The organism is Citricoccus sp. GCM10030269, assembly GCF_042665635.1.
Taxonomy (GTDB): Bacteria; Actinomycetota; Actinomycetes; order Actinomycetales; family Micrococcaceae; genus Citricoccus.
The window spans coordinates 89,153-108,935 of record NZ_JBHTCV010000006.1; the positions used below are offsets into that span (position 1 = coordinate 89,153).

Consider the following 19,783-nt stretch of genomic DNA (forward strand, 5'->3'; position numbering starts at 1 on the left):
AGGCCTGAACCCGAGAGCGAATAACGCGGGGAACCGCGGGAGGACGGAGCGCGATGGCTGCTGCGGCATCACAGACGGCCGTGAAGGCCCTGGAACTCATGGCCGCGCTGGGCGAGTTCCCCCGGGGCGCGACCGCCGGGCAGATCGCCGAGGCCACCGGCTATCCCTTCACCACGGCGTACCGGCTGCTCCACACGCTGGTCAGCGCTGGGTATGCCGAGTACGAGCCCACCGGCAAGGTCTACCGCCTCGGACTCCGGCTGTTTCAGCTGGGACAGAAGGTCGCTCACGCGCGCGGTCTGGACGAGACGGCGCGGCCGGTGATGGAGCGACTGACGGCGCAGACGGGGGAGAGCTCGATCCTCGCGACGTTGGACGGCGACCAGGTCCTCACCCTGTGCACCGTGGACGGCCCGCAGTTCCGGACCACCACGGACCCCGGCGACCACGGGCCGCTGAGCACGAGCGCCGTCGGAAAGGTGTTGCTGGCGAGCCACCCGGAGCTGCTGGACACCGTCGAACTGGTCGCTCGCACCTCCCGCTCCATCACCGACCGTGACGTTTTGCGGGCAGAAATTGACGGTGTACGCGCTCGCGGCTGGGCGTCGCAGTTGGAGGAGAACGACGACGGCATGGCCGCCGTGGCCGTTCCCGTGCGGTCCGGGGCGGGCCGGGTCGTGGCCACCCTCGCGCTGGCCGCCCCGGTCTTCCGCAAGGACGTCGACGCGATGGCGGCCTACGTGCCGCAGTTGCGCGAGGCCGCGACCGTCCTGGGGGCAGAACTGGTCATTCGCTGACGGCGCGCGGCGTCACTCCTCGATCTGGACGGCTGGGTCCACAGCGCGCTGCACGACCGGTTGCAGTGCGCGAAGCAACCCCGTGCGAGTGGCCACGTTCAGCTTAGCCAGGCAGCTGTCCAGGTGATACTCCACCGTGCGCAGACTGATGAACAGTTCCGTGGCGATCTGCCGTTCGTTCTTGCCCGCGGCGACGGCCAGGGCGATCTGCCGCTCCCGAGGCGACAGTCCTGCCATCAACCGGAACGACTCGTCGCCGTCCTCTCCGCCACCCTCCTCACTGCCCATATCAGCGCCGTTGCTAGCCGACGTGACGCTCTGCACCGCCGGCTCCCGGGCGGGCTCGCCGTCCTGCAACCTCATGGCGAGGTCTTCGGCTTGTCTGTGGAGCACCATGGCCCCGCAACGCAGGAAGAAGTCGGCGGACTGCTGCGCCCACCGGGAGGCCGCATCATCCGTTCCCACACACTGCGGATGGTCGTGAACCACCCGGGCCAACTCCAACGCCATCAGGGCCCGGACGAGGGCGTGACCTCCACCCGGTGGGGCGTCCGGCCCGCGGCCGAGAATCTCAGGCGCCGGTTCGGCGTCGAGCGCTTCCACGCACTCCTTCAGGTGTGCGTAAGCCTGCTTCGGCTCAGCTTGCGCGCGGCGGAGAAAGCCGCGCACGCCCGATGCCACCGCCCGCAAGACACCCTCCGGTGCTGAGTCCATGCCGGCGGTTCCTCGATGGGCCAGGGCAATCAGGTCCTCGGTCAATCCCCTGCTGGCCAGAGTTCGAGCGTAGAGCAGAACGGTGGTGAAGCCGACGGTGGCCCACCCGACGAGAGTGGACTCGATGAACCGGAACTGTCTGTCGGCTTCCGCCGGGTCGTCAGAGAACACGGCTGCCATGGCATACGACTGGGCCACGGAACACCGCACCACGTCTCCGCTGGCACCACCGCTCTCCTTGGCTCGTTTCATCAACGCAGCCCCCTCAGCGCGCGCCCCACGGGACAGCGGCACCAAGGCCGCGATGGCCAGCCCCATGCGCACACCGGCGTCCACGGGCAGCATCAGACAGTTTTCCACTACCCGGGTGGCATGGTCCTGCGCACGATCCCAGTCGCCGGCGTGGAAGGCCAGCTGCGTCAGGTTGGACTCCACATGCACTCTCTGCTCCAGTGGGCTCACACCGCCGACGTCGGCCGAGCGCAGCAGGCGCTGTGCTTCGGCGATATGGCCCTGGGCCCGCAGCCGTGAACCGACCACTCCAGCGATGAGATTCCGGACGGGCTCGGTGCCCGGGACGGACTCCAACTGGGCCAACAGGGAGGTCATGGTGGCGGTGAACTCGGCGATGCGACGTCGGTCACCATGACGCAACCCGGCCCACAGCGTCAGCATGGCCTCTACCGAGCGCGCCTCACTGACCAGGGCGTAAGCTCGTGGCTCCTGGCGGGCCATCTCCTCGAAACGCTGCCGGACGGGGATGAGCTGGGCTGCCAACTCGTCGATGGTGGCCGCGGTGGCCTCGAAGTTCCCTCCGGCCCAGGAGACCCGACCTGCTGCTGCAAGAGCATGGCCCAAGAGGATCAATCCGGCCTGGGTGGGATCTTCTTCGGGCAAGAGCAGACCGCGCCTGATCTGCTCCACGGCACGGTCCACGTCTTCGGAGGCCAACAGTGTCCACGCCAGTGCTGCCGATTTGGGGCGACTCTCCGGCAATCGGCCGAGAAGATCGCGCAGTTCCAGGACGAGTTCCGGACTGCGGGCCACCACGGTCGCGCGCAGAGTCAGTGCCAGCACCGCGGGATCTCCAGTCAGTCGCAGGGCGTGCCGGAAGTAACCGAACGCGGCCGTGCCGTCCCGTCGTTCGAGGGCCCCCTGCCCCTGTTCCATCAGGCCGCGGACCAACTCCGGCGTCTCCTCGGGATGGGACACGAGCGTTTGCGCGCGGACACGGTGATCCAGGGCCGAGAGGTCGTTCATGACGGTGGCCAGCGTCCGGTGCAGCGTGGCACGGCGCTCGGCCGGGACCTGCTCGGCCATGAGGGTCGCCAGGTGAGGGTGCGTCATGACGATCTGGGCCGTCGTCGTGTTGATCCGCACGTCACTGGAGGACCGCAGGTCCTCATGGGGTAACCCCGGGTGGCCCAGGGCGATCAACGCCTGTTCCAGTTGGAGGAGGTGCAGCGACTCTCCGGCAATGGCCAGCAGGGAGACGGCGTCGCGCATCTGGGGGGACATGGCGTCCAAGGTGGAGCGCAGGGCCTTGCCGAACAGTCGTTGGGCGCTGTCGCCCCCCGTCGGCCCGGTGTGTCCGGAGTTCAGCGCGGCCAGGGCGTCCTGCAGCCGCCGCTGATCGGCTGGAGCGTTCTGCAACCACCGGGCCAAGGTGTCCACCAGCAACGGGACGCCGTCCGTGCCGCGATGCACTTGCCGGGCGATGCCCTCACTGACCGGGATCCCCAGCCGGTCGCGCAAGACCTCGCGACATTGCGGCACCGTCAACGGCTCCAACTGAAGGTGGGCGCCATGCCGTCCCGAGGCCAGGAAGCGGTCGATCTCCTCGCTCAGTTCAGTTCTGTGTGGTCGGTAGGTCATGACCGTCATGGACTGGCCCTCCAGCAGCTCCTGCGAGCACCTCCAGAGCACCTCCGCGGAGAACCGGTCGATCCACTGGAGGTCTTCGATGACCAGGATGCGGGGCCTCTCGAACCGGGGTGCGTCCGCGGGGTGCTCCACGATGTCCAGGACCATCTGTACCGAATCCTCGACCGTGCTCGGCCACGGCTCTGTGCGACGTTCGGTCAATCCCGTGACGATCCGGCGCAGTAGGGCGCCGGGGGAGTTCAGATCACTGGGATACAGCTCGACGACGGTGCAGTCCTCCTCATTCGGCCCGCCCACCTCGGCCAGGAAAGCGTCTACCAGTGTGGTCTTACCGATGCCGGGGGGACCTTCGATGGCCGCGTACTGGGGATATCCTTCGTGCGCGCGCTGATGCACGGCGCGCAATCGCCGCCGTTCGTCATCGCGTCCGGGCAGGTGGCTTGGTGGACCTGCGGAGGGGCTGTCGGAGGACGTGGCGTGCAGGTTGTCGGGTGGCGTTGGCATCGTGCCGTGTCCCTTGCTCAGGCGGGTTGGGGCGCTCCGTACTGGAAACAGTAGTCGCCCTGTCATTCGCTGATGGTAGGTGTCCGGTGAAGCCATGACTATGGCCTGAGAGTGAAGACAGGTAGCAATGAGGTGCTGGCCGCGGTCGAGCGCCGGCTGCGCGACGGCGCCAGAGCCCCCCAGAAGGCCAGGGTCGCCACTCCTGAGAACCTGAGGGCCAGGACGTGTGCGCCGAGGTGGGCGTTGTAGTCACACGTCGTATCAGCCAGGGAAAAGTCTGTGCCCGAGTATTCCCGGGCCCCACAGGATGGCATCGACCACGAGAGATCCCAGCGTGGCCAGGCCGACCGTCAGCACGACGCGCAGCGGGTACACCCCGCCGGTGTAGGAGTGACGGCCCCGCGCAGCGCCGCATTTTCCAAGGCTTGGCCGTCCCGAGTCCACACGACGAGCAGGTAGCTGCCGGCCAGCACCAGGATACTCATGACGGCTCCGATGGCCCATCTGGTGCTGTCTTAGACCGGAGGGGCAGTATCTCCGACCGAGGAAGCGTGGACGCGTTCGGGCGCTGAGCGGTGCCGTTGCATGGTGTGAGCGTAGTGAACAAGTCTCCGTCACGCCCGCATCGACGGGTGCCCGTGCCCCTGCTCGCGAGGGGTTATCAGGTCGAATCGACCATTGTTACGGTGGAGCCGTCCGAGCAGGTCGACCAGTGAGGAAGAGCCATGACTGACGTACCAGAACATGATCAACTGCCACTGCCCGACTACGACCACATTCCACTGGGGACGCTGCCGACCCGCATCACCGGGCTGGACGAGGAGCAGGTTTCACAACTGCTGGCCTACGAGAACGCCCACGGCAATCGCCTACCCGTGGTCCAGGTCCTCGAACAGCGCCTCGAGGCGCTGCGCGATGGCGCGGAGCCGTCCGGGCCCGCCACGCCGGACACTCCAGAGGTCGGAGGGTCCCGCTCGGGTTCCCAGGTGTCTCCGGAGACCAGTGGACCCAACGTCGTCCCGCCGTTCCACGGAAACCCTGCCAACCCCTCGCAACCGGAGAAGTAGGGGCTCAGCCGAAGTACCCGTCCGTGATCAGGCGTCGACGACGACGGCCGTGATCAGCGGGGACCGCCGGTAGACGCGGTCGAGGTGCCGGGCCACGGTGTCGGCGATCAGCTTCTCCAGATCCTCCAGGGTGTCGATCTTGGAGGCCTTCGCCAGAGCGTTCTTCACCTTCTCGGCGGCACGGTCGAAGATGTGCTCGTCGTGGATGAAGCCCTTGGTGATGAACTCCAGCGGCTCGGCCAAGAGGTTGGTGTCCGGATCCACGATCGCCACCACGGTCACGGCGCCGCCTTCTTGCAGCAGCCGCCGTTCGACCAGGGTCTCCTCGGTCACCTTACCCACGGTGTGACCGTCGACGTAGACCAGGCCCGCCTCGACCCGGCCCGAGACCCGCGCCTTGCCATTGACCAGATCCACGGTGTTCCCGTCTGCGGCGATGAGAACCTTGTCGGAATCCACCCCGGTGCGGACGGCCAGCTCGGCGTTGGCGTGCAGGTGCTTCGATTCACCGTGGACGGGCAACACGTGAGTGGGCTGCACGATGTTGTAGCAGTAGACCAGTTCGCCGGCGGAGGCGTGTCCGGAGACGTGGACCTTCGCGTTGCCCTTGTGCACGATCGTCACGCCCAGGTCGGTGAGCTTGTTGATGATGCCGTAGATGGCGTTCTCGTTTCCCGGCACCATGGAGCTGGCGAGCAGAACGGTGTCGCCGGCGTCGAGCTTGATCTGGTGGGTCTCGTTGGCCATGCGTGCCAGTGCCGCCATTGGCTCACCCTGGGATCCGGTGCACACCAGGGTCACCTTGTTGTCGGGCATGGACTGCAGCTTCTTGAAGTCGACCACCAGCCCGCGGGGGATGTTCAGGTACCCCAGGTCCCGGGCGATGCCCATGTTCTTGACCATGGAACGGCCCACGAAGGCGACCTTGCGCCCATTGGCGTGCGCGGCGTCGAGCACCTGTTGGATCCGGTGGATGTGGCTGGCGAAGCTGGAGACGATGATCCGCTTCGGGGCGGTCGCGAACACCTGGTCGATGGCCGGGGTCAGATCGCGCTCGGAGACCGTGAAACCGGGGACCTCGGCGTTGGTGGAGTCGGTCAGGAACAGATCCACGCCCTCCTCGCCTAGCCGAGCGAAATGCCGCAGGTCTGTGATGCGGTCGTCCAGCGGGAACTGGTCCATCTTGAAGTCACCGGTGTGCAGCACCAGGCCGGCGCGGGTCCGGATGGCGACGGCGAGGCTGTCCGGGATCGAGTGGTTGACCGCGACGAACTCCAAGCCGAACGGTCCGGCTCGGTGCTTGTCCTCGGCCTCCACGTGAATCGTCTTGGGCTTGATCTTGTGCTCGGTGAGCTTGGCGGTGATGAACGCCAAGGTGAGCCTCGACCCAATCAGTGGGATGTCCGGGCGTTCCTTGAGCAGATACGGCACTCCGCCGATGTGGTCTTCGTGACCGTGGGTGAGCACGATGCCCACAATGTCCTTCAGCCGGTCACGGATGGAGGTGAAGTCGGGCAGGATGACGTCGATCCCGGGCTGGTGCTCCTCGGGGAACAGCACGCCACAGTCGACCACGAGCAGCTTGCCCTCGTGCTCGAAGACCGTCATGTTCCGGCCGATCTCACCCAGTCCGCCCAATGGAGTGATGCGCAGGCCACCGGACGGCAGCGACGGCGGAGCTTTGAGCGTGCGGGATGAACGGGAGGAAATGGGCAAGAGATCACACTTTCAGCAGGAGGTGGGGCACGGCGGTGCAAACGGCTCTCGTCGAGCTCTGGCTCGTGTCGATGCGGAGCGGCACCGGAAGTCTGCTGACGATTTTACCTTGAGACGCGTGCGGCCTGAACCGCGGCTACTGGCCTATTGAGTGGCCGAACATCTCCAGGCGCAGAGACCGTGCCGTGGTCATGTGCTGCTGCATCGCCTCGCGCGCGGCGGCACCGTCGCGATTCCGCAGGTGGCCGATGATCTGCTCGTGTTCGTCCAAGGACTGGTCCCAGCGTCCTGGCCGGGTCAGGGTGGAGGTGGGAGCGTGGATCTGGTGCGTGGCCAGCCGGTCCAACAGATCGCGCAGGATCGGATTGCGGGCGGCCGACCACAGCGCCTCGTGAAACTTGATGTTGGTGCCCAGTCGAGTGGCGTTGTCTGGATCCTCCAGAGTGCGGTCACGCGTCAGCAAGCCGTCCAAGCGCACCAGGTCCATCTCGGTGCGAGCCGTGGCGGCCTCTTCGGCGGCCTGCCCCTCCAGCAGGATGCGGAGGTCGTAGACCTGCATGAGTTGTTCCGGGTCCAGCCGCCGCACCTGCAGACCGCGAGTGCCACGTTCGAGCAGCCCCTCCTGCAGTAGCCGTCCCAAAGCCTCGCGCACCGGAGTACGCGAGACGCCGAAGCGTTCGGCCAGCGCCACCTCGCGGAAGGAATCGCCGGGGGAGTGGTCGCCGCGAAGGATCTCGGCTTTGAGCTGGCCGTGCATCGATGCGGCATCAACTTTTCCTGCCACGGTCGTCCCCTTCCGTCCGCTCCGCCGTCCGCGTCATCAGCCGACTCCCGGGCCTGTGCGCCGTTAGGCCAGCGTACCGGCGCGCCGACCGAAGACGACGCCGGCCGCGAGGCCTGAGCCGCCCGGGTAGTTGCCGGCGAAGAGCCCGCCGAGCATCTCACCGCAGACGTAGAGTCCGCGGATGTGCTCTCCGGACGCGTCGAGCACCCGGCCGTGGGTGTCCGACTTCAGGCCACCAAAGGTAAAGGTGATGCCACAGGTGACCGCGTAGGCGTAGAACGGGCCGTCCGTCAAGGGCGTGGCCCAATTGGACTTGACCGGAGTGGTGTTGGCTCGGCGCCCGTCTTTGATGGTGGGATCCCACGTGATGGACAGGTCGATGGAATCGTTGTAGTCACGCACGGTCTCCACCAATGCCCGTGGATCCACGCCGATCTTCTCCGCCAGCTCAGGCAGGGAGTCGGCTGAGGCCTCGGTGATGCCGGGCATCTCATATTCCTCGGCGCGGAGCATCGGCCGGAGGCTGGCATCGAAGATCTGGTACGCCACCGAACCGGGCTGCCGGAGAATCTCCCGGCCGAACTTGGCGTAGGTGTAGTTGCGGAAGTCCTCGCCCTCGTCCACGAATCGGCGGCCCTCAGTGTTGACGATGATCCCCAGCGGATAGGACTGACGGGTCAGCCGGTTGGTCAGTTCACGATTGGACTCGTTGTTCGGTGTGAAGGCGTCCCACTGCGTGGAGTGGCACGTTGACCAATGTCCAGCCTTCTGGGCGCCGATCTGCAACGCGGCGGCGATCATCTCTCCCTGGTTGAAGGGTGTGCCGCGGACCTTGGCGTTCTCCCACCCCTCGCCGAGGTGTTCGCGCCGCCACTCGGCGTTGGACTCGAAGCCGCCGGCCCCGAGGACCACGGACTCCGCGCGGAGCTCCTCCAGCGAACCGTCCGCCCGCCGGATGGTGACTCCGGTGACTTGACCGTCCTCGACCAGCAGCCCGGTGACGTCTTGCCCATAGCGGACCTCGGTGCCCAGTTCCGCGGCCACGCGCACATGGTCGTGCATCAGACCCTCGCCTCCGCCGACGTTCCCGACGTGCAGCCCGCCCCAGAACAGGTAGGAGCCGTCCTCGCGCTCATAGGCCTGGCGCTCATACATCAACCGATACTTCAGCCCGAGGGACTGCAACCAGCGCAGGTTCGGGGCGGCCTCATGGACCAGCACCTCGGTCAGCTCGGGGTCATTGCGACCGTCGGTCACGCGGGCGAGGTCCGCGGCATAGTCATCGGCGGTGTACGGAGGAACCTCGGAGAGGTCGTGTCGCTCATCCGGCTCGATGAAGTCCTTCAAGTCCTCGAGACCGTGGTGGGCAATGCGGGTGGCTCCGGCGGTGTAGTAGCTGTTCCCGCCGAACGCCTCTGGAGGAGCCTTCTCCAGCAGGAGCACTTTCCGACCACGGACGGCTGCGGCATGGGCGGCGGTAAACGCGGCGTTGCCCCCACCGACGACGATGACGTCGGCATCCAGCTCTCCCGCATCTCCAGAGTGTTCGGGGTGTTCAGGGCGGTCGGTGGGGGCAGCGGTGCGCGGGGCGTCGGTGGTCATGGTGTTCCCCTGTGTAGGACTCGTCGGTCGATGGATTCGCCGGACTCGCCGACGACTGTGCACGAATGTATACAAAGGTGCACAAAGGAGTCAAGGTGTTAGAGCGACAGCCGTAGGATCGTCATCATGAGCTGGGATATGCCGACCACGGACACGTTCGACCACGTCCGCAGCGGGGACGGCGAGCACATCGGTTACATCCACTGCACCGAGGACGGTCTCTTCGTGCCGTTCGACCTACTCCAGCGCCGCCGCGGAGTGCCCATGGAACTGAACGAGGCCGAGGAGGTGCTGGACGGCGTCGGGCTCAGCATGTTCGCCGACGCCTGGTGGCTGGACGACGGGATGGGCGGGCGCATGAGAGTCCTGATCCAGGAAGTCCACCGCGATCGGCTGACCGTGGCCCCCATGCTGGAGCAGTCGTCCGGGCACATCGCCAAAGCCGCTGACCTGAGGGCGACGATGACGGTGCCCTTGCCGACGGACCGGCTGCACCCAGACGGGTGAGGACCGAGCGGCATCCACGCGGTATCTCCCTGGGGAATACGTCAGCCACCCGTCCACAGATACCGATGCTCGGGTCGGCCGGCGGTTCCGTATCGAGGACGCAGCTCGGCCAGGCCTCGTTCCGTGAGCAACTCCAGGTATCGCCGCGCGCTCACCCTCGAGATCCCACAAGCGGCCGCCACATCCCGTGCCGAACGGTCGACGCCGGCCCCGGCCTCCTGCAGCGCAGCGGCAACGAGGCGCAGGGTCGGGACGGAAAAGCCCTTGGGCAGCCGAGCGGGCAGGCCGCCGTCGTCGGAGGTCTCTGTGCTTGTCGGAGTGCCGGGTGCCGAGTCTGCGGACGTGCCGGCAGCGCTCGCCGACAGACCGGACGCGCCGCGCACGAGCCCGTCGATCTCGGCCTGATCCAGCTCCTGGCCCCTCAACGACTCGCGGTCCGGGCCGCCGGGGTCGGAGGCGAGTACTGCGAACTCCTCGAGACGCTGATTGAACTCCTCGCGACCGAAGGGCTTGACCAGGTAACCGTCCACGCCGAATCCCACCGCTCGCCGCACGGTGTCCCGCTCGCTCGCCGCGGTCACCATGATCACCGCGACGTCGCTCCCACCGGCGCGTAGTTCCTCCAGTACCTGGACGCCGCTGCGGTCTGGCAAGTGGACGTCCAACAACACGAGATCCACCTCATGCTCGGCCAGGAAGCCCGCCACCGGTGTTCCGCGTTCAAGTACACCGACCACCTCGAAGCCGTCGAGAGCCTCCACGAAGCGCCGGTGCATCGCCGCGACGGCGAAGTCGTCATCGACCACGAGTGTTCTGATCACCGGTGTTCCTCCAGTTGACGCTGCTGATCTGTTGGGTCCTGCGGGTCTCGCTGATCCTGCTGCCCCGGCTGGTCTTGTTCATCCTGTTCACCCTGCCGATCCAGGGCGGACCACTCGGCCCGGAATCTGGCCCCGCCCAGTGGTGAGGCCGTGACGCTGACGCGACCGTGCCGGCGTCGGGCGATCCGGTCCACCAGAGCGAGACCCACGCCGCGGCCTCCAACCGGCCGGGCGCGTGCGGGGCGGCCTTCGTCGTCGGGCGCGTGGTCCTCGGTCGAGTCATGCTCGGGTGGATGGTCCTTGGTGGAGGCTCCCCATCGGAACACCTCTCGAGCCGCGGACACGTCCACGCCGGGACCCGAATCGTCCACCGTCACCACGAACCTCGCCGGGTCACAGACGACGTTAAGCAGGACCTGCCCGCCGTCCCCGGCTGCCTCGATCGCGTTGGTGAGCAGATTGGCCACCACCGTGAGGGCGTCGTCGTCGGCGTGCCAGTCCGGGCTCACCGTGCAGTCCTCCGCGAGCTCGAGGCGGACACCCGCCTCCCGTGCCACCGCGGACTTGGCCCCGATCAGAGCAGATAGGGAGGCATCGGACAGCTCACTCTGAAACGGGCCGCCGGGCAGCCCGGTCAGGTCGCGAATGTACTTCTGGGCCTCCTCGGCCTCGTCGAGCGAGAGCAATCCGGAGATCACGTGGAGCCGGTTCGAGAACTCATGCGTTTGGGAGCGGAGGGTCTCCGTCAGGCTGCGTTGGCCCTCCAGTTCCCGCAGGCTGGACTCGAGTTCGGTGCGGTCCTGGAGGGTCAGGGTGCGGCCGATCTCCCGGCCCTGGGCCCGAGCCGGACGCACCCGCGCCAGCAGGATGCGCTCGCCGGCCAGCGCGAACGTCGTCATCTCTTCCGGTGTCTCGGCCGACGCGCCGTTCGGGACGAGCAGCGTGGCCAGGTCCGGATCGAGGATCTCTGCGGCGGGGCGGCCCTCGAGGCGCTCATCAGTGCCGTCCATGTCGCTCGTGCTGTCCTTGCCGACCACCCCGAGCAGTCGGGCCGCCTCGTCATTGACGAGAGTGATGATGCCCCGCTCGTCCACACCAATGACACCGTCGCTGACGCTGTGCAGCAGGGCCTGCCTCGACTGGTGCAGTGCCGCCATCTCCTCCGGCTCCGCCCCATAGATGCGGGTGCGGACATAGCGGGAGGCCCACGCCGCGCCGGTGGTGCCGATAGCCGCGGCCAGGAGCACCCACGGGGCGAAGCCGAGAACCACCTCGAGCAGGTTCGCCCGGATGTCACTCTGCAGGATCCCCACCGAGACCGTCCCGACCACCTCGTCGCCGTCCCAGATCGGAACCTTGGAGCGCAGCGTCACTCCGAGGGGGCCTTCCTCGGTGCCACGGAACGTCTCGCCACCGCGGATCGGCCCGTGATCCGAGGAGACCGGCCGGCCGATCTGATCCGGGTCCGGGTGCGCCACCCGCAGGCCGTCTTCATCCACCACGACGACGAATCGCACCCCCGCGGCCCGCTCCGCCAGGTGCGCGATCGGCTGGATCTTGTCCGCCGCGTCCGGCTCGTTGACGAAATCGACCACCACCGGGTTCTCCGCGATCTCCGTGGCCACCGTGTGGACCTCTTCGAAGGCCAATTCCCTGGTGCGGTGATCCTCGAAGCGCAGCACGATGGCGGCCACGGCCAACACGGTCAGCAGCACGATGGCCACCTGCAGGGTCAGCAGGCGCAACCGGACGCCGTGCCGGGACCGGGCACGGAAACGGCGAAGTAGCGGCGGTGCGTGCGTGGGGACATCAGAGCGCATGGTCAGAACTTTCTTAATCACCCCTTATGACCACAAGCCCGAATCGGATGTGCCGTGGATCACTTTTCTGTCAACGTGGGGGACCGGCCTCCTCACTGTGGGCCGGATCACTGACGTAGAGAGTACGGAACACCATGAGTTCACGCACATTCACGAACGCTGTCCTCGGCGTGGCTGCCGCCGGCGTCGTCGGGCTCGCCTTGGTCAATGCCGCCTCGGACGGCGGGGAGGCCGCCGCGCGCTCCAAGCTGGTGCTGATGGCACCGGCGTCGCCGGGAGGCGGCTGGGACGGTTTCGCCCGCGAATCGCAGCAGGCCATCAAATCGGAGGGCATCTCCAACAACGTGCAGGTGGTCAACGTCCCGGGCGCGGGCGGCACCATCGGCCTCGGCCAGTTCGCCCAGATGGACGGGCGGTCCGACATGTTGATGGTGACCGGCGGGGTGATGGTCGGCGCCGTGGAACTCGCCGACTCCGGGGTGGAGTTGGACGACGTCGAGCCCATCGTGCGCATGGCGGACGACTACGCTGCGTTGGTGGTGCCGGCCGACTCGCCGTACGAGACGCTGGACGAGTTCATCGAAGCCTGGAAGCAGGACCCGGGTGGCACATCCATCTCCGGCGGATCACTCGGCTCGATCGACCATCTGCTGACCGGGTACGTCGCCGAGAAGGTGGGAATCGACCCGGCCGAGACGAACTACATCGCCTACTCCGGTGGTGGCGAGGCGCTGACCTCCATGCTCTCCGGCACCACCGTGGCCGGTATGTCCGGTTACAACGAAGTGGCCGACCAGATTGAGGCTGGCAACCTCCGGGCCCTCGCTGTCTCCTCCGAGGAACGGCTGCCCGGCGTCGACGTGCCGACCTTCAAGGAACAGGGCGTGGACGCCTCCATGGCCAACTGGCGTGGTTTGGCTGCCGCCCCAGGCATCTCGGACGACGACCGCGAGGAACTGCTCGAGATCGTGGACGAATACCGCCAGACCGACCATTGGCAGGAGGCTCTCGAGCGCAACAGCTGGACCGACAGCTACATGACCGGCAACGAGTTCGACGAGTTCCTCGAAGAGGAAACGACCCGCACCCGTGACATCGTGGAAGGACTGGGACTGTGAGCCCGCAACAGACTGCATCCCCGGCCGGCCCCCGAGATGGCGGCGTGACTGCGCGCCGTGGATTCTGGGCCGGCCGCAGCGAGCTCATCATGCCGCTGCTGGTTGCTGCGCTGGCCACCTGGCTGGCAATTCAGACGGCGACCATGAACGTCATGGGCGAATCCGTGCCCGGACCCCAGTTCTTCCCGACGATCATCTGCATCCTGTTGTTCGGCGTCGCGATCGTCCACACGATCCAGATCCTGCGGAACCCGCGTCTGCCCGATCCCACGGATGATGCGGAGAACGCCGACACCTCCTCAGATCTGCTCGCGGATCTCGCCAGCGCCTCCGACCGTGGACGCGAGCGGATCGCCGGACGCACCCCTGAGGCCACCCTCCCGAAGGAGTGGAAGACCTACACCGATTGGAAGACGGTGGGACTGCTCGTCGGCGGTATCGCTGTCTTCATCCTCGTGCTGCCCTTGCTCGGTTGGGTGTTCTCCGCCGCCGGCCTGTTTTGGATCGTGTGCAAGGCCTTGGGCAGCCAGCGCCCGGTGTTCGACCTGATCATCTCGCTGGTGTTCGCCTCCGTTATTCAACTGGCCTTCAACGCCGGTCTCGGACTGAACCTGCCCTCCGGCTTCTTGGAAGGACTGCTCTGACATGGAACAGCTGAACTTGCTGTTGGAGGGCTTCGGCTCCGCCCTCACGCCGATCAACCTGCTGTGGGTGCTCATCGGCGCCGTTCTCGGCACGGCCGTGGGCGTGCTGCCGGGGCTCGGCTCTTCGATGGCGGTGGCCCTGCTGCTGCCGATCACCTTCACCCTCGACCCGACCGCTGCGTTCATCATGTTCGCCGGCGTCTACTTCGGTGGGCTCTTCGGAGATTCCACCGCCGGGATCCTGCTGAACACGCCCGGCAACTCCGCGGCCATCGCCGGCTCCTTCGAGGGACACCGGATGGCCAAGGACGGCCGGGCGGCGAAAGCACTGGCCACCGCCGCGGTCGGGGCCTTCACGGGTGGGCTCGTCGCGACGACCCTGGTGGTGTTCTTCGCCCCGATGCTCGTGAAGATGGCCACCGCCTTCGGTCCTGCCGAGTACTTCGCCCTGGCCGTGTTCGCCTTCCTGGCGATCTCCTCCGTGGTCTCGGAATCCGTGGTGAAGGGCCTGGGCGCTCTCGGCATCGGACTCGTGCTGGCCGTGGTGGGCGTGGACGGCCCCTCCGGCACTGTCCGCTACACCCTGGGATTGCCGCAGCTGTTCGACGGCATCTCCATCGTGGTCATCACCGTCGGACTGCTGGCCCTGGGCGAAGTGCTACACATCGCCGGCCGCATTCACCGCGACCCCGTGGCCCAGAAGATCGGCACCAACGGCCGAGCCCGGCTGGAGCGCTCGGATGTCCGCAAGGCCCTGCCAGCGTGGCTGCGCGGGACCGCCTTCGGCGTGCCCTTCGGCATCATCCCTGCCGGCGGCGCCGAGGTGCCCACCTTCCTGGCTTATGGCACGGAGAAGCGGCTGGCCCGGCGTCGTGGGGATACGGAATTCGGAACCACCGGCTCCATCCGCGGTGTGGCCGCACCCGAGGCCGCCGGCAATGCCACGGCCGGCACCGCCATGGGGGCGCTGCTTGCCCTCGGACTCCCGACGTCGGCGACGGCGGCCATCATGCTCGCCGCCTTCCAGCAGTACGGCATGCAGCCCGGACCCTTGCTCTTCGAACGCAGTGGCGAGCTGGTGTGGACTCTCTTGGCGTCCCTGTTCATCGGCCTGGTGGTCTTGGTCATCCTGAACATGCAGTTCGCGGTGCTGTGGGCCAAGCTGCTGTTCATTCCCCGTCACTACCTGTACGCGGGCATCACGGTGCTGTCCATGCTCGGTGTCTATGCGATCAGTTCCTCGACGCTGGACCTGTGGGTCCTGTTGGCCGTGGGGCTGCTCGGATTCATGCTCCGCCGGTACCAGTTCCCGCTGGCCCCCGTGCTGATCGCCGTGGTGCTCGGTCCATTGGCTGAGACCGAACTGCGCCGCGCCCTGACCGTTTCCGAGGGCGATGCCTCCGTCCTGATCTCCAGCCCCGTCACCGTGATCCTGTACTCCGTGCTGGCGGTGGCCCTGATCATCAGCGCCGTGCAGCATTTGCGGCATCGTCGGCAGAAGGCGACTGCTGTGGGCGGTCCAGGGACTGATTCGGGTGGTGGCCCGGGTGGTGCACCGGGAGGCAACTCGGGTGGTGCTCCGGGAGGCGATTCGGGTGGCGGCCCGGGCGAACCGGCTGGCACTGCATCAGTTGTCGGATCCTCTCCAGTTATTCGCCCCCACACTGGGGCCGGATCCAACAACTGATGAGGGTGGAGTGGGCATCCGGCGACGTCGGCCCCTCCCGAGAGCGCGGACTGGCTCGTTAGCCTGGCCTGACAGCCGGCGAAAGCAGTCGACCACAGGAGGCCATCATGACCAGGATCGCCATCGTCCTCGGCAGCACCCGCCCCCACCGCACTGGCAAGGCGGTGGCCGATTGGGTGTACGAGCAGGCCAGTCAACGCACGGACGCCGAGTTCGAGCTGGTGGATATCGCTGACCAGAATCTGCCGTTGTTGGATGAGCCCACGCCCCCGGCGATGGGGCAGTACGAGCATGAGCACACCAAGGCGTGGGCACAGAAGATCGCCTCGTTCGATGGATTCGTGTTCGTCACTCCGGAGTACAACCACTCGGTGCCGGGCGCGATGAAGAACGCGGTCGACTATCTCTACGCAGAGTGGAACAACAAGTCCATCGGCTTCGTCAGCTACGGCAGCGCAGGCGGCACTCGCGCCGTGGAGGCCTGGCGGCTCGTCGCGGCTGAGCTGCAGATGGCCGATGTCCGCGCCCAGGTGTTCCTGCCGTTCAGCGCGGAGTTCGGGGAGGACTCCTCCTTCCGGCCCAGTGACGGTGCCACGGAAGGTCTCGGCGGAGTTTTCGACCAGGTGATCGCCTGGGCCGAGGCGCTCAAGCCGCTGCGGGGGTAGGTCGGAGCGTCCAAGCCGTCCACCCCTGACATCAGTTGTCGGATCCGGCCCCAGTGTTGCCGCCCCATACTGGGGTCAGATCCGACAACTGATGAGGACGGGACAGTTGATGAGCCCGGGACGAGGAAGAGCCAGCTCGGCTAGGTCCCCGGGAAACCGGGCAGGATGGTCACCGCGTAGTGCCCGTCCGCGGTGTCCACGGAGAGCAGCTGCGCGCTGACCGGAACGTCCGACGCCAAGACCACTCCGTAAGGCTGGCCCAGTGGAACGGCTTCCGGGTCGATCAGATCGTTGACCCGCACCTGCCGCACGCGTTGCCTCGGCACGAGCACCTCGTACGGGTCCACCGGGTTGCGGTCCTCGTGGAAGACGGTCAGGCGTACGCAGGCGTCCCGATCGGTGGCGTTGAGCAGGCAGAGAACATTCCGGCTCGTGTACTCGGGTTCATGGCCGGTGCTGCGCGAGGGGATGTATCCCGCGGGGAAGGTCCAGTGGGTGTGTGCTGCGTCCATCAGCGTTCCTTCCAGATCTCGTCGGGGGAGGGCTGCCGTCCATCCGGCGGCTCGATCAGCAGTTCACGCAGGTGGTCGTTGAGGAAGACCCCCTCCGGATCGAGTTCACGGCGCACCGCCCCGAACTCGTTCCACTCCGGATACAACGACGCCAGCCGTGGCGCCGTGGCCGAATGCTTCTTGCCCCAATGCGGCCGCCCGTCGAAACTGCGCAGCAGCGGCTCCAGGTCCGAGAAGTACTCCCGATACGGCAGCGACGCGTTGTGCAGCAGGGCGATCGTCATGGTCGGCCGCCCGCCGGCGGTGCTGAGCATTCCGCGGTCCGGGGCGATCGTGCGGACGAGCACCCGCCACCCCACTCGGTCCCGATGGCGTTCCTTCACCCGTTGCCGCACCTGCCGGAAAGCCTCCAGCGTGGTGTCCAGCGGCAGCATGTACTCCATCTCCTCGAAGTGGATCTCCCGACGATTGGGAATGATCTCGTAGGAAGGGCCGGTCTCATCGCGCTTGAGCCGCCCGGGCGGAACGAGTTCCGGTTCGTCACCCGGCTCATTGAGCATGCGAACCTGGGCCAGATCGCTGCGCGGATACCAGTAGAAATCGAAGTTGCGGTTCTGCTCCACCAGCTCGGCGTAGTGCTCCAGCACCCAGTCGATATGGGTCATCCAGTTCGTCCGGTGCAGTTGGTAAGCCGGACGGACCCGCAGGGTGAGAGAAGTCAGGATGCCCAGCGAGCCGAGCGACGCCTGGGCGGCGCGCAGGAGCCGGTCGTCGCCGTCGTCGGGCTGGTGTTGATTTTTCGGCCGGTCGGTCCCGAAGGCGATCACCTCACCGGTGCCCGTGACCAGCCGGCCGCCCACCAGCATGGAGGACAGGTTGCCGATTCGGGCGCCGGTCCCGTGCGTGCCCGTGGCCAAGGCACCGGCGATCGACTGATAATCGACGTCCCCGAGATTCTCCATCCCGACGCCGGCCTCCGCCAGTTCCCGGCCCAGGTCCGCCAGCCCCGTTCCGGGCAGGACGGTGGCCAGCCCTTGCTCCGGGTCCGTGGACACCACCCCGCTGAGCCGGTGCAGATCGACGAGGGCATCGTCGGTGGCCACCAACGGCGTCGACGAATGGCCGGAGCCCACCGGTCGCACCGTGCGGCCTCGTTCGCGGGCATCACGGACCAGATGCACGACGTCGGCCTCATCGGCCGGTCGGTGCCATTCCGTGGGTTGGCAGGAGACACTGCCGGACCAGTTGATGAATTCCCTTGTGGAGCCCATGCCGTTCATCATGGCATCGTCGACTGCCGCATCTCGGGCGGGGACGACGTTCAGTCTTCGATCACCAGGGGGAAGACACTGAGGTAGAGCCGGATCCGGCGGGTCTCCTCGCCGTCCGCCGTCTGGCCGGGGAGGGCATCAGCGGCTGGCTCTGCCTCGTCCAGGGCCTTCTCGTGACGTTCGATCACGGCCATCAGTTCCTCACTCAGGGCCCGCGCCTGTTTGGCGGTCATGGTGCGGGTACTGGTGGAGTCAATGGAGGCCCTGACCCATTCGGGATCGGCGTGGTTCTCGACGCTCAGCCACCGTCCGAGTGCCTCTGCCCGCTGATGGAGAGAGGTCCGGAACAGAGCCTGGATGGCGGGGCGGTTGGACTCGTCCTGCGAGAGCTCATACGTCGGCACGGCGAACCCCACCGGCTTCCACCACCGCTCCCGGCCGGAGCCACGATCGGTGTCCTCCTCCACAAAGCCGTGTTTCTCCAGTTGGCGCAAGTGGTAGCTGGTCTGGCCGGTGCTCTCGTTCAGGTGTTTGGCCATCGAAGTAGCCGTGGCCGATCCGCGGTCGTTGAGGTAGGAGTACATCGCCATCCGCAGTGGATGGGCGAAAGCCTTCATGGCGCCGGCGTCGACCGCGCGGGCGGCCACCCCCGGCATGGCGTCCTTGCCGACGACGGGATCGGGAGAATCCTGCGGGGAGGACTTGTCATCTGTCATGTGCAGAGATACCTTTGCATAGACGCCTTTGCAGAGAAAACTCTGCATAACCTTCTTGGCTTCAGTCTACGGAGATGACGAGCATGCTGCGATCCACCCCGAATGCCCCGCTTCCGAGGCCCAGACCCACTCGATCACTGTTGAAGCCCACGCCGGACGCCGCCGCAACGGCTCCCGTCCCCTCGTGGCGTGACGCGCGCGGCGCGGACCCGACGATCCAGCGGGTGCTGCGCGCCGGCGTCGTCGGTGGGGGACCAGGACTGCGATGAGCGGCGCATCAGTTGTCGGATCTGGCCCCAGCGCGAAGCCACAACAGTGGGCGGAATCCGACAACTGATATGAGGGTCAGCTCTTGATGCGTTCCCGCGTCCGCGTGATCAGCTCATCGGCGCGGCCGATCAGCCGGTCGGCCTCCTGGATGTCGCGCTCCACGCGGGCACACGCCTCCGTGTCCTTGAGAGGGATGAGGTCCGTCTCCAAGGTCAGGGCCGCGGCCACCAGGGTGCCGCGGACGGACCCGACGCCGGCCCCGACGTCACTGAGGACGTTGGCGTTGCAATCGACGAGCACGTCGTCGGCGATGTCGAGGGCGTCCGCCGAGATCCCGACCAGTGCCCGCGGTGGAACGGCGGCATCCCGAAGCGCCTCCTGGATGCGCCGGGAACGCTCCTGGCGCTCGTCCTCGGAGTCGCGGGGCAGGCCGTAGGCGTGGGCCACGTGGGAGAACGCCTTCTCATCGTCGTCCGAGGCTTCCAGGGCCCGGGTGGCCAGATCCGCCGCCCGATTGGCCAGTTCCTCGTGGCCACTGAACCGAGCCGCCATGGCCAACAGCCCGACGCCCTGAGCCAGCAGGAGGGCGCCCGTCGCCCCACCTCCCGGCGTGGGCGTACCGGAGGCCAGCCGGTTCACGTATCCCTCGATGGTCTCGTCGCGGATCATGCCCAGAGAATAACC

General features: G+C 67.0%; 18 protein-coding genes. 8 read left to right on the plus strand and 10 right to left on the minus strand.

All coding sequences use genetic code 11. The features are described 5' to 3' along the window. Positions 1–53 precede the first annotated feature (53 nt). Positions 54–797 (plus strand): IclR family transcriptional regulator, encoded by a 744-nt coding sequence (locus ACFQQD_RS13410; RefSeq protein WP_378090299.1) that lies wholly within the window; start codon positions 54–56, stop codon positions 795–797. A gap of 12 nt (positions 798–809) precedes the next feature. Here the strand turns inward: ACFQQD_RS13410 and ACFQQD_RS13415 are convergent, their stop codons facing one another. After that, positions 810–3,899 carry an AAA family ATPase gene (locus ACFQQD_RS13415; protein WP_378090301.1) on the minus strand — a complete coding sequence of 1,030 codons (3,090 nt, stop codon included), beginning with the start codon at positions 3,897–3,899 and terminating at the stop codon, positions 810–812. A gap of 725 nt (positions 3,900–4,624) precedes the next feature. On the opposite strand from ACFQQD_RS13415, the gene ACFQQD_RS13420 reads away from it, so the two are divergent. Next, entirely contained in the window at positions 4,625–4,966 is a 342-nt protein-coding gene (locus ACFQQD_RS13420) for a hypothetical protein (RefSeq protein ID WP_378090303.1), read from the plus strand. Positions 4,967–4,993: 27 nt separating this feature from the next. Here the strand turns inward: ACFQQD_RS13420 and ACFQQD_RS13425 are convergent, their stop codons facing one another. The 3 genes from ACFQQD_RS13425 to tcuA form a co-directional block, all read right to left on the minus strand. Next, positions 4,994–6,676: a ribonuclease J gene (locus ACFQQD_RS13425; RefSeq protein ID WP_378090511.1), complete on the minus strand. Its 1,683-nt coding sequence runs from the start codon at positions 6,674–6,676 to the stop codon at positions 4,994–4,996. Positions 6,677–6,818: 142 nt separating this feature from the next. Next, positions 6,819–7,466, minus strand: coding sequence for a GntR family transcriptional regulator (locus ACFQQD_RS13430; protein ID WP_378090305.1), 648 nt, complete (start codon positions 7,464–7,466; stop codon positions 6,819–6,821). Between the two features lie 63 nt (positions 7,467–7,529). Then, entirely contained in the window at positions 7,530–9,068 is a 1,539-nt protein-coding gene (gene tcuA / locus ACFQQD_RS13435; protein WP_378090307.1) for an FAD-dependent tricarballylate dehydrogenase TcuA, read from the minus strand. A 126-nt stretch (positions 9,069–9,194) separates the two neighbouring features. Here tcuA and ACFQQD_RS13440 point away from each other — a divergent pair, with 126 nt between their 5' ends. Further along, positions 9,195–9,575: a serine/threonine protein phosphatase gene (locus ACFQQD_RS13440; protein ID WP_378090309.1), complete on the plus strand. Its 381-nt coding sequence runs from the start codon at positions 9,195–9,197 to the stop codon at positions 9,573–9,575. A gap of 41 nt (positions 9,576–9,616) precedes the next feature. Here the strand turns inward: ACFQQD_RS13440 and ACFQQD_RS13445 are convergent, their stop codons facing one another. Continuing rightward, positions 9,617–10,396 carry a response regulator gene (locus ACFQQD_RS13445; protein WP_378090311.1) on the minus strand — a complete coding sequence of 260 codons (780 nt, stop codon included), beginning with the start codon at positions 10,394–10,396 and terminating at the stop codon, positions 9,617–9,619. Further along, positions 10,393–12,216 (minus strand): ATP-binding protein, encoded by a 1,824-nt coding sequence (locus ACFQQD_RS13450; RefSeq protein ID WP_378090313.1) that lies wholly within the window; start codon positions 12,214–12,216, stop codon positions 10,393–10,395. The genes ACFQQD_RS13445 and ACFQQD_RS13450 overlap by 4 nt, the downstream gene beginning before the upstream one ends. A 134-nt stretch (positions 12,217–12,350) precedes the next feature. Here ACFQQD_RS13450 and ACFQQD_RS13455 point away from each other — a divergent pair, with 134 nt between their 5' ends. From ACFQQD_RS13455 to ACFQQD_RS13470, 4 genes are all read left to right on the plus strand, one after another. After that, a complete protein-coding gene (locus ACFQQD_RS13455; RefSeq protein ID WP_378090315.1) occupies positions 12,351–13,334 on the plus strand; it encodes a Bug family tripartite tricarboxylate transporter substrate binding protein in 984 nt (327 codons plus the stop codon). Further along, positions 13,331–13,978 (plus strand): tripartite tricarboxylate transporter TctB family protein, encoded by a 648-nt coding sequence (locus tag ACFQQD_RS13460; RefSeq protein WP_378090317.1) that lies wholly within the window; start codon positions 13,331–13,333, stop codon positions 13,976–13,978. Before ACFQQD_RS13455 ends, ACFQQD_RS13460 begins: the two co-directional genes overlap by 4 nt. Before the next feature lies 1 nt (position 13,979). Beyond that, entirely contained in the window at positions 13,980–15,665 is a 1,686-nt protein-coding gene (locus ACFQQD_RS13465) for a tripartite tricarboxylate transporter permease (RefSeq protein WP_378090319.1), read from the plus strand. Between the two features lie 107 nt (positions 15,666–15,772). After that, on the plus strand, positions 15,773–16,330 hold the full coding sequence (locus ACFQQD_RS13470) for an NADPH-dependent FMN reductase (protein ID WP_378090321.1): 558 nt from the start codon (positions 15,773–15,775) through the stop codon (positions 16,328–16,330). A gap of 140 nt (positions 16,331–16,470) precedes the next feature. Here ACFQQD_RS13470 and ACFQQD_RS13475 read toward each other — a convergent pair whose 3' ends face one another. From ACFQQD_RS13475 to ACFQQD_RS13485, 3 genes are read right to left on the minus strand one after another with little or no spacing between them, the layout of a single operon-like run. Next, the gene (locus ACFQQD_RS13475) at positions 16,471–16,842 is read right to left on the minus strand and encodes a sensory rhodopsin transducer (protein ID WP_378090323.1); all 372 of its coding nucleotides are present in this window, start codon (positions 16,840–16,842) and stop codon (positions 16,471–16,473) included. Then, complete coding sequence (locus ACFQQD_RS13480) at positions 16,842–18,113, minus strand: D-arabinono-1,4-lactone oxidase (RefSeq protein WP_378090325.1); 1,272 nt, start codon at positions 18,111–18,113, stop codon at positions 16,842–16,844. Before ACFQQD_RS13480 ends, ACFQQD_RS13475 begins: the two co-directional genes overlap by 1 nt. 50 nt (positions 18,114–18,163) lie before the next feature. Further along, a complete protein-coding gene (locus ACFQQD_RS13485; protein WP_378090327.1) occupies positions 18,164–18,829 on the minus strand; it encodes a winged helix-turn-helix domain-containing protein in 666 nt (221 codons plus the stop codon). A 74-nt stretch (positions 18,830–18,903) separates the two neighbouring features. Between ACFQQD_RS13485 and ACFQQD_RS13490 the strand changes: the two genes are divergently transcribed. Beyond that, on the plus strand, positions 18,904–19,098 hold the full coding sequence (locus ACFQQD_RS13490; RefSeq protein ID WP_378090329.1) for a hypothetical protein: 195 nt from the start codon (positions 18,904–18,906) through the stop codon (positions 19,096–19,098). Positions 19,099–19,174: 76 nt separating this feature from the next. Here ACFQQD_RS13490 and ACFQQD_RS13495 read toward each other — a convergent pair whose 3' ends face one another. Then, positions 19,175–19,768 carry a cyclodeaminase/cyclohydrolase family protein gene (locus tag ACFQQD_RS13495; protein ID WP_378090332.1) on the minus strand — a complete coding sequence of 198 codons (594 nt, stop codon included), beginning with the start codon at positions 19,766–19,768 and terminating at the stop codon, positions 19,175–19,177. Positions 19,769–19,783 lie beyond the last annotated feature (15 nt).

What these genes read in the sequence shown, in the direction of transcription:
- ACFQQD_RS13410 (WP_378090299.1), top strand. Translation starts at nt 54, where the DNA reads ATGGCTGCTGCGGCATCACAGACGGCCGTGAAGGCCCTGGAACTCATG.
- ACFQQD_RS13415 (WP_378090301.1), bottom strand. Translation starts at nt 3,899, where the DNA reads ATGCCAACGCCACCCGACAACCTGCACGCCACGTCCTCCGACAGCCCC.
- ACFQQD_RS13420 (WP_378090303.1), top strand. Translation starts at nt 4,625, where the DNA reads ATGACTGACGTACCAGAACATGATCAACTGCCACTGCCCGACTACGAC.
- tcuA (WP_378090307.1), bottom strand. Translation starts at nt 9,068, where the DNA reads ATGACCACCGACGCCCCGCGCACCGCTGCCCCCACCGACCGCCCTGAA.
- ACFQQD_RS13440 (WP_378090309.1), top strand. Translation starts at nt 9,195, where the DNA reads ATGAGCTGGGATATGCCGACCACGGACACGTTCGACCACGTCCGCAGC.
- ACFQQD_RS13450 (WP_378090313.1), bottom strand. Translation starts at nt 12,216, where the DNA reads ATGCGCTCTGATGTCCCCACGCACGCACCGCCGCTACTTCGCCGTTTC.
- ACFQQD_RS13455 (WP_378090315.1), top strand. Translation starts at nt 12,351, where the DNA reads ATGAGTTCACGCACATTCACGAACGCTGTCCTCGGCGTGGCTGCCGCC.
- ACFQQD_RS13465 (WP_378090319.1), top strand. Translation starts at nt 13,980, where the DNA reads ATGGAACAGCTGAACTTGCTGTTGGAGGGCTTCGGCTCCGCCCTCACG.
- ACFQQD_RS13470 (WP_378090321.1), top strand. Translation starts at nt 15,773, where the DNA reads ATGACCAGGATCGCCATCGTCCTCGGCAGCACCCGCCCCCACCGCACT.
- ACFQQD_RS13475 (WP_378090323.1), bottom strand. Translation starts at nt 16,842, where the DNA reads ATGGACGCAGCACACACCCACTGGACCTTCCCCGCGGGATACATCCCC.
- ACFQQD_RS13480 (WP_378090325.1), bottom strand. Translation starts at nt 18,113, where the DNA reads ATGGGCTCCACAAGGGAATTCATCAACTGGTCCGGCAGTGTCTCCTGC.
- ACFQQD_RS13485 (WP_378090327.1), bottom strand. Translation starts at nt 18,829, where the DNA reads ATGACAGATGACAAGTCCTCCCCGCAGGATTCTCCCGATCCCGTCGTC.
- ACFQQD_RS13490 (WP_378090329.1), top strand. Translation starts at nt 18,904, where the DNA reads ATGACGAGCATGCTGCGATCCACCCCGAATGCCCCGCTTCCGAGGCCC.
- ACFQQD_RS13495 (WP_378090332.1), bottom strand. Translation starts at nt 19,768, where the DNA reads ATGATCCGCGACGAGACCATCGAGGGATACGTGAACCGGCTGGCCTCC.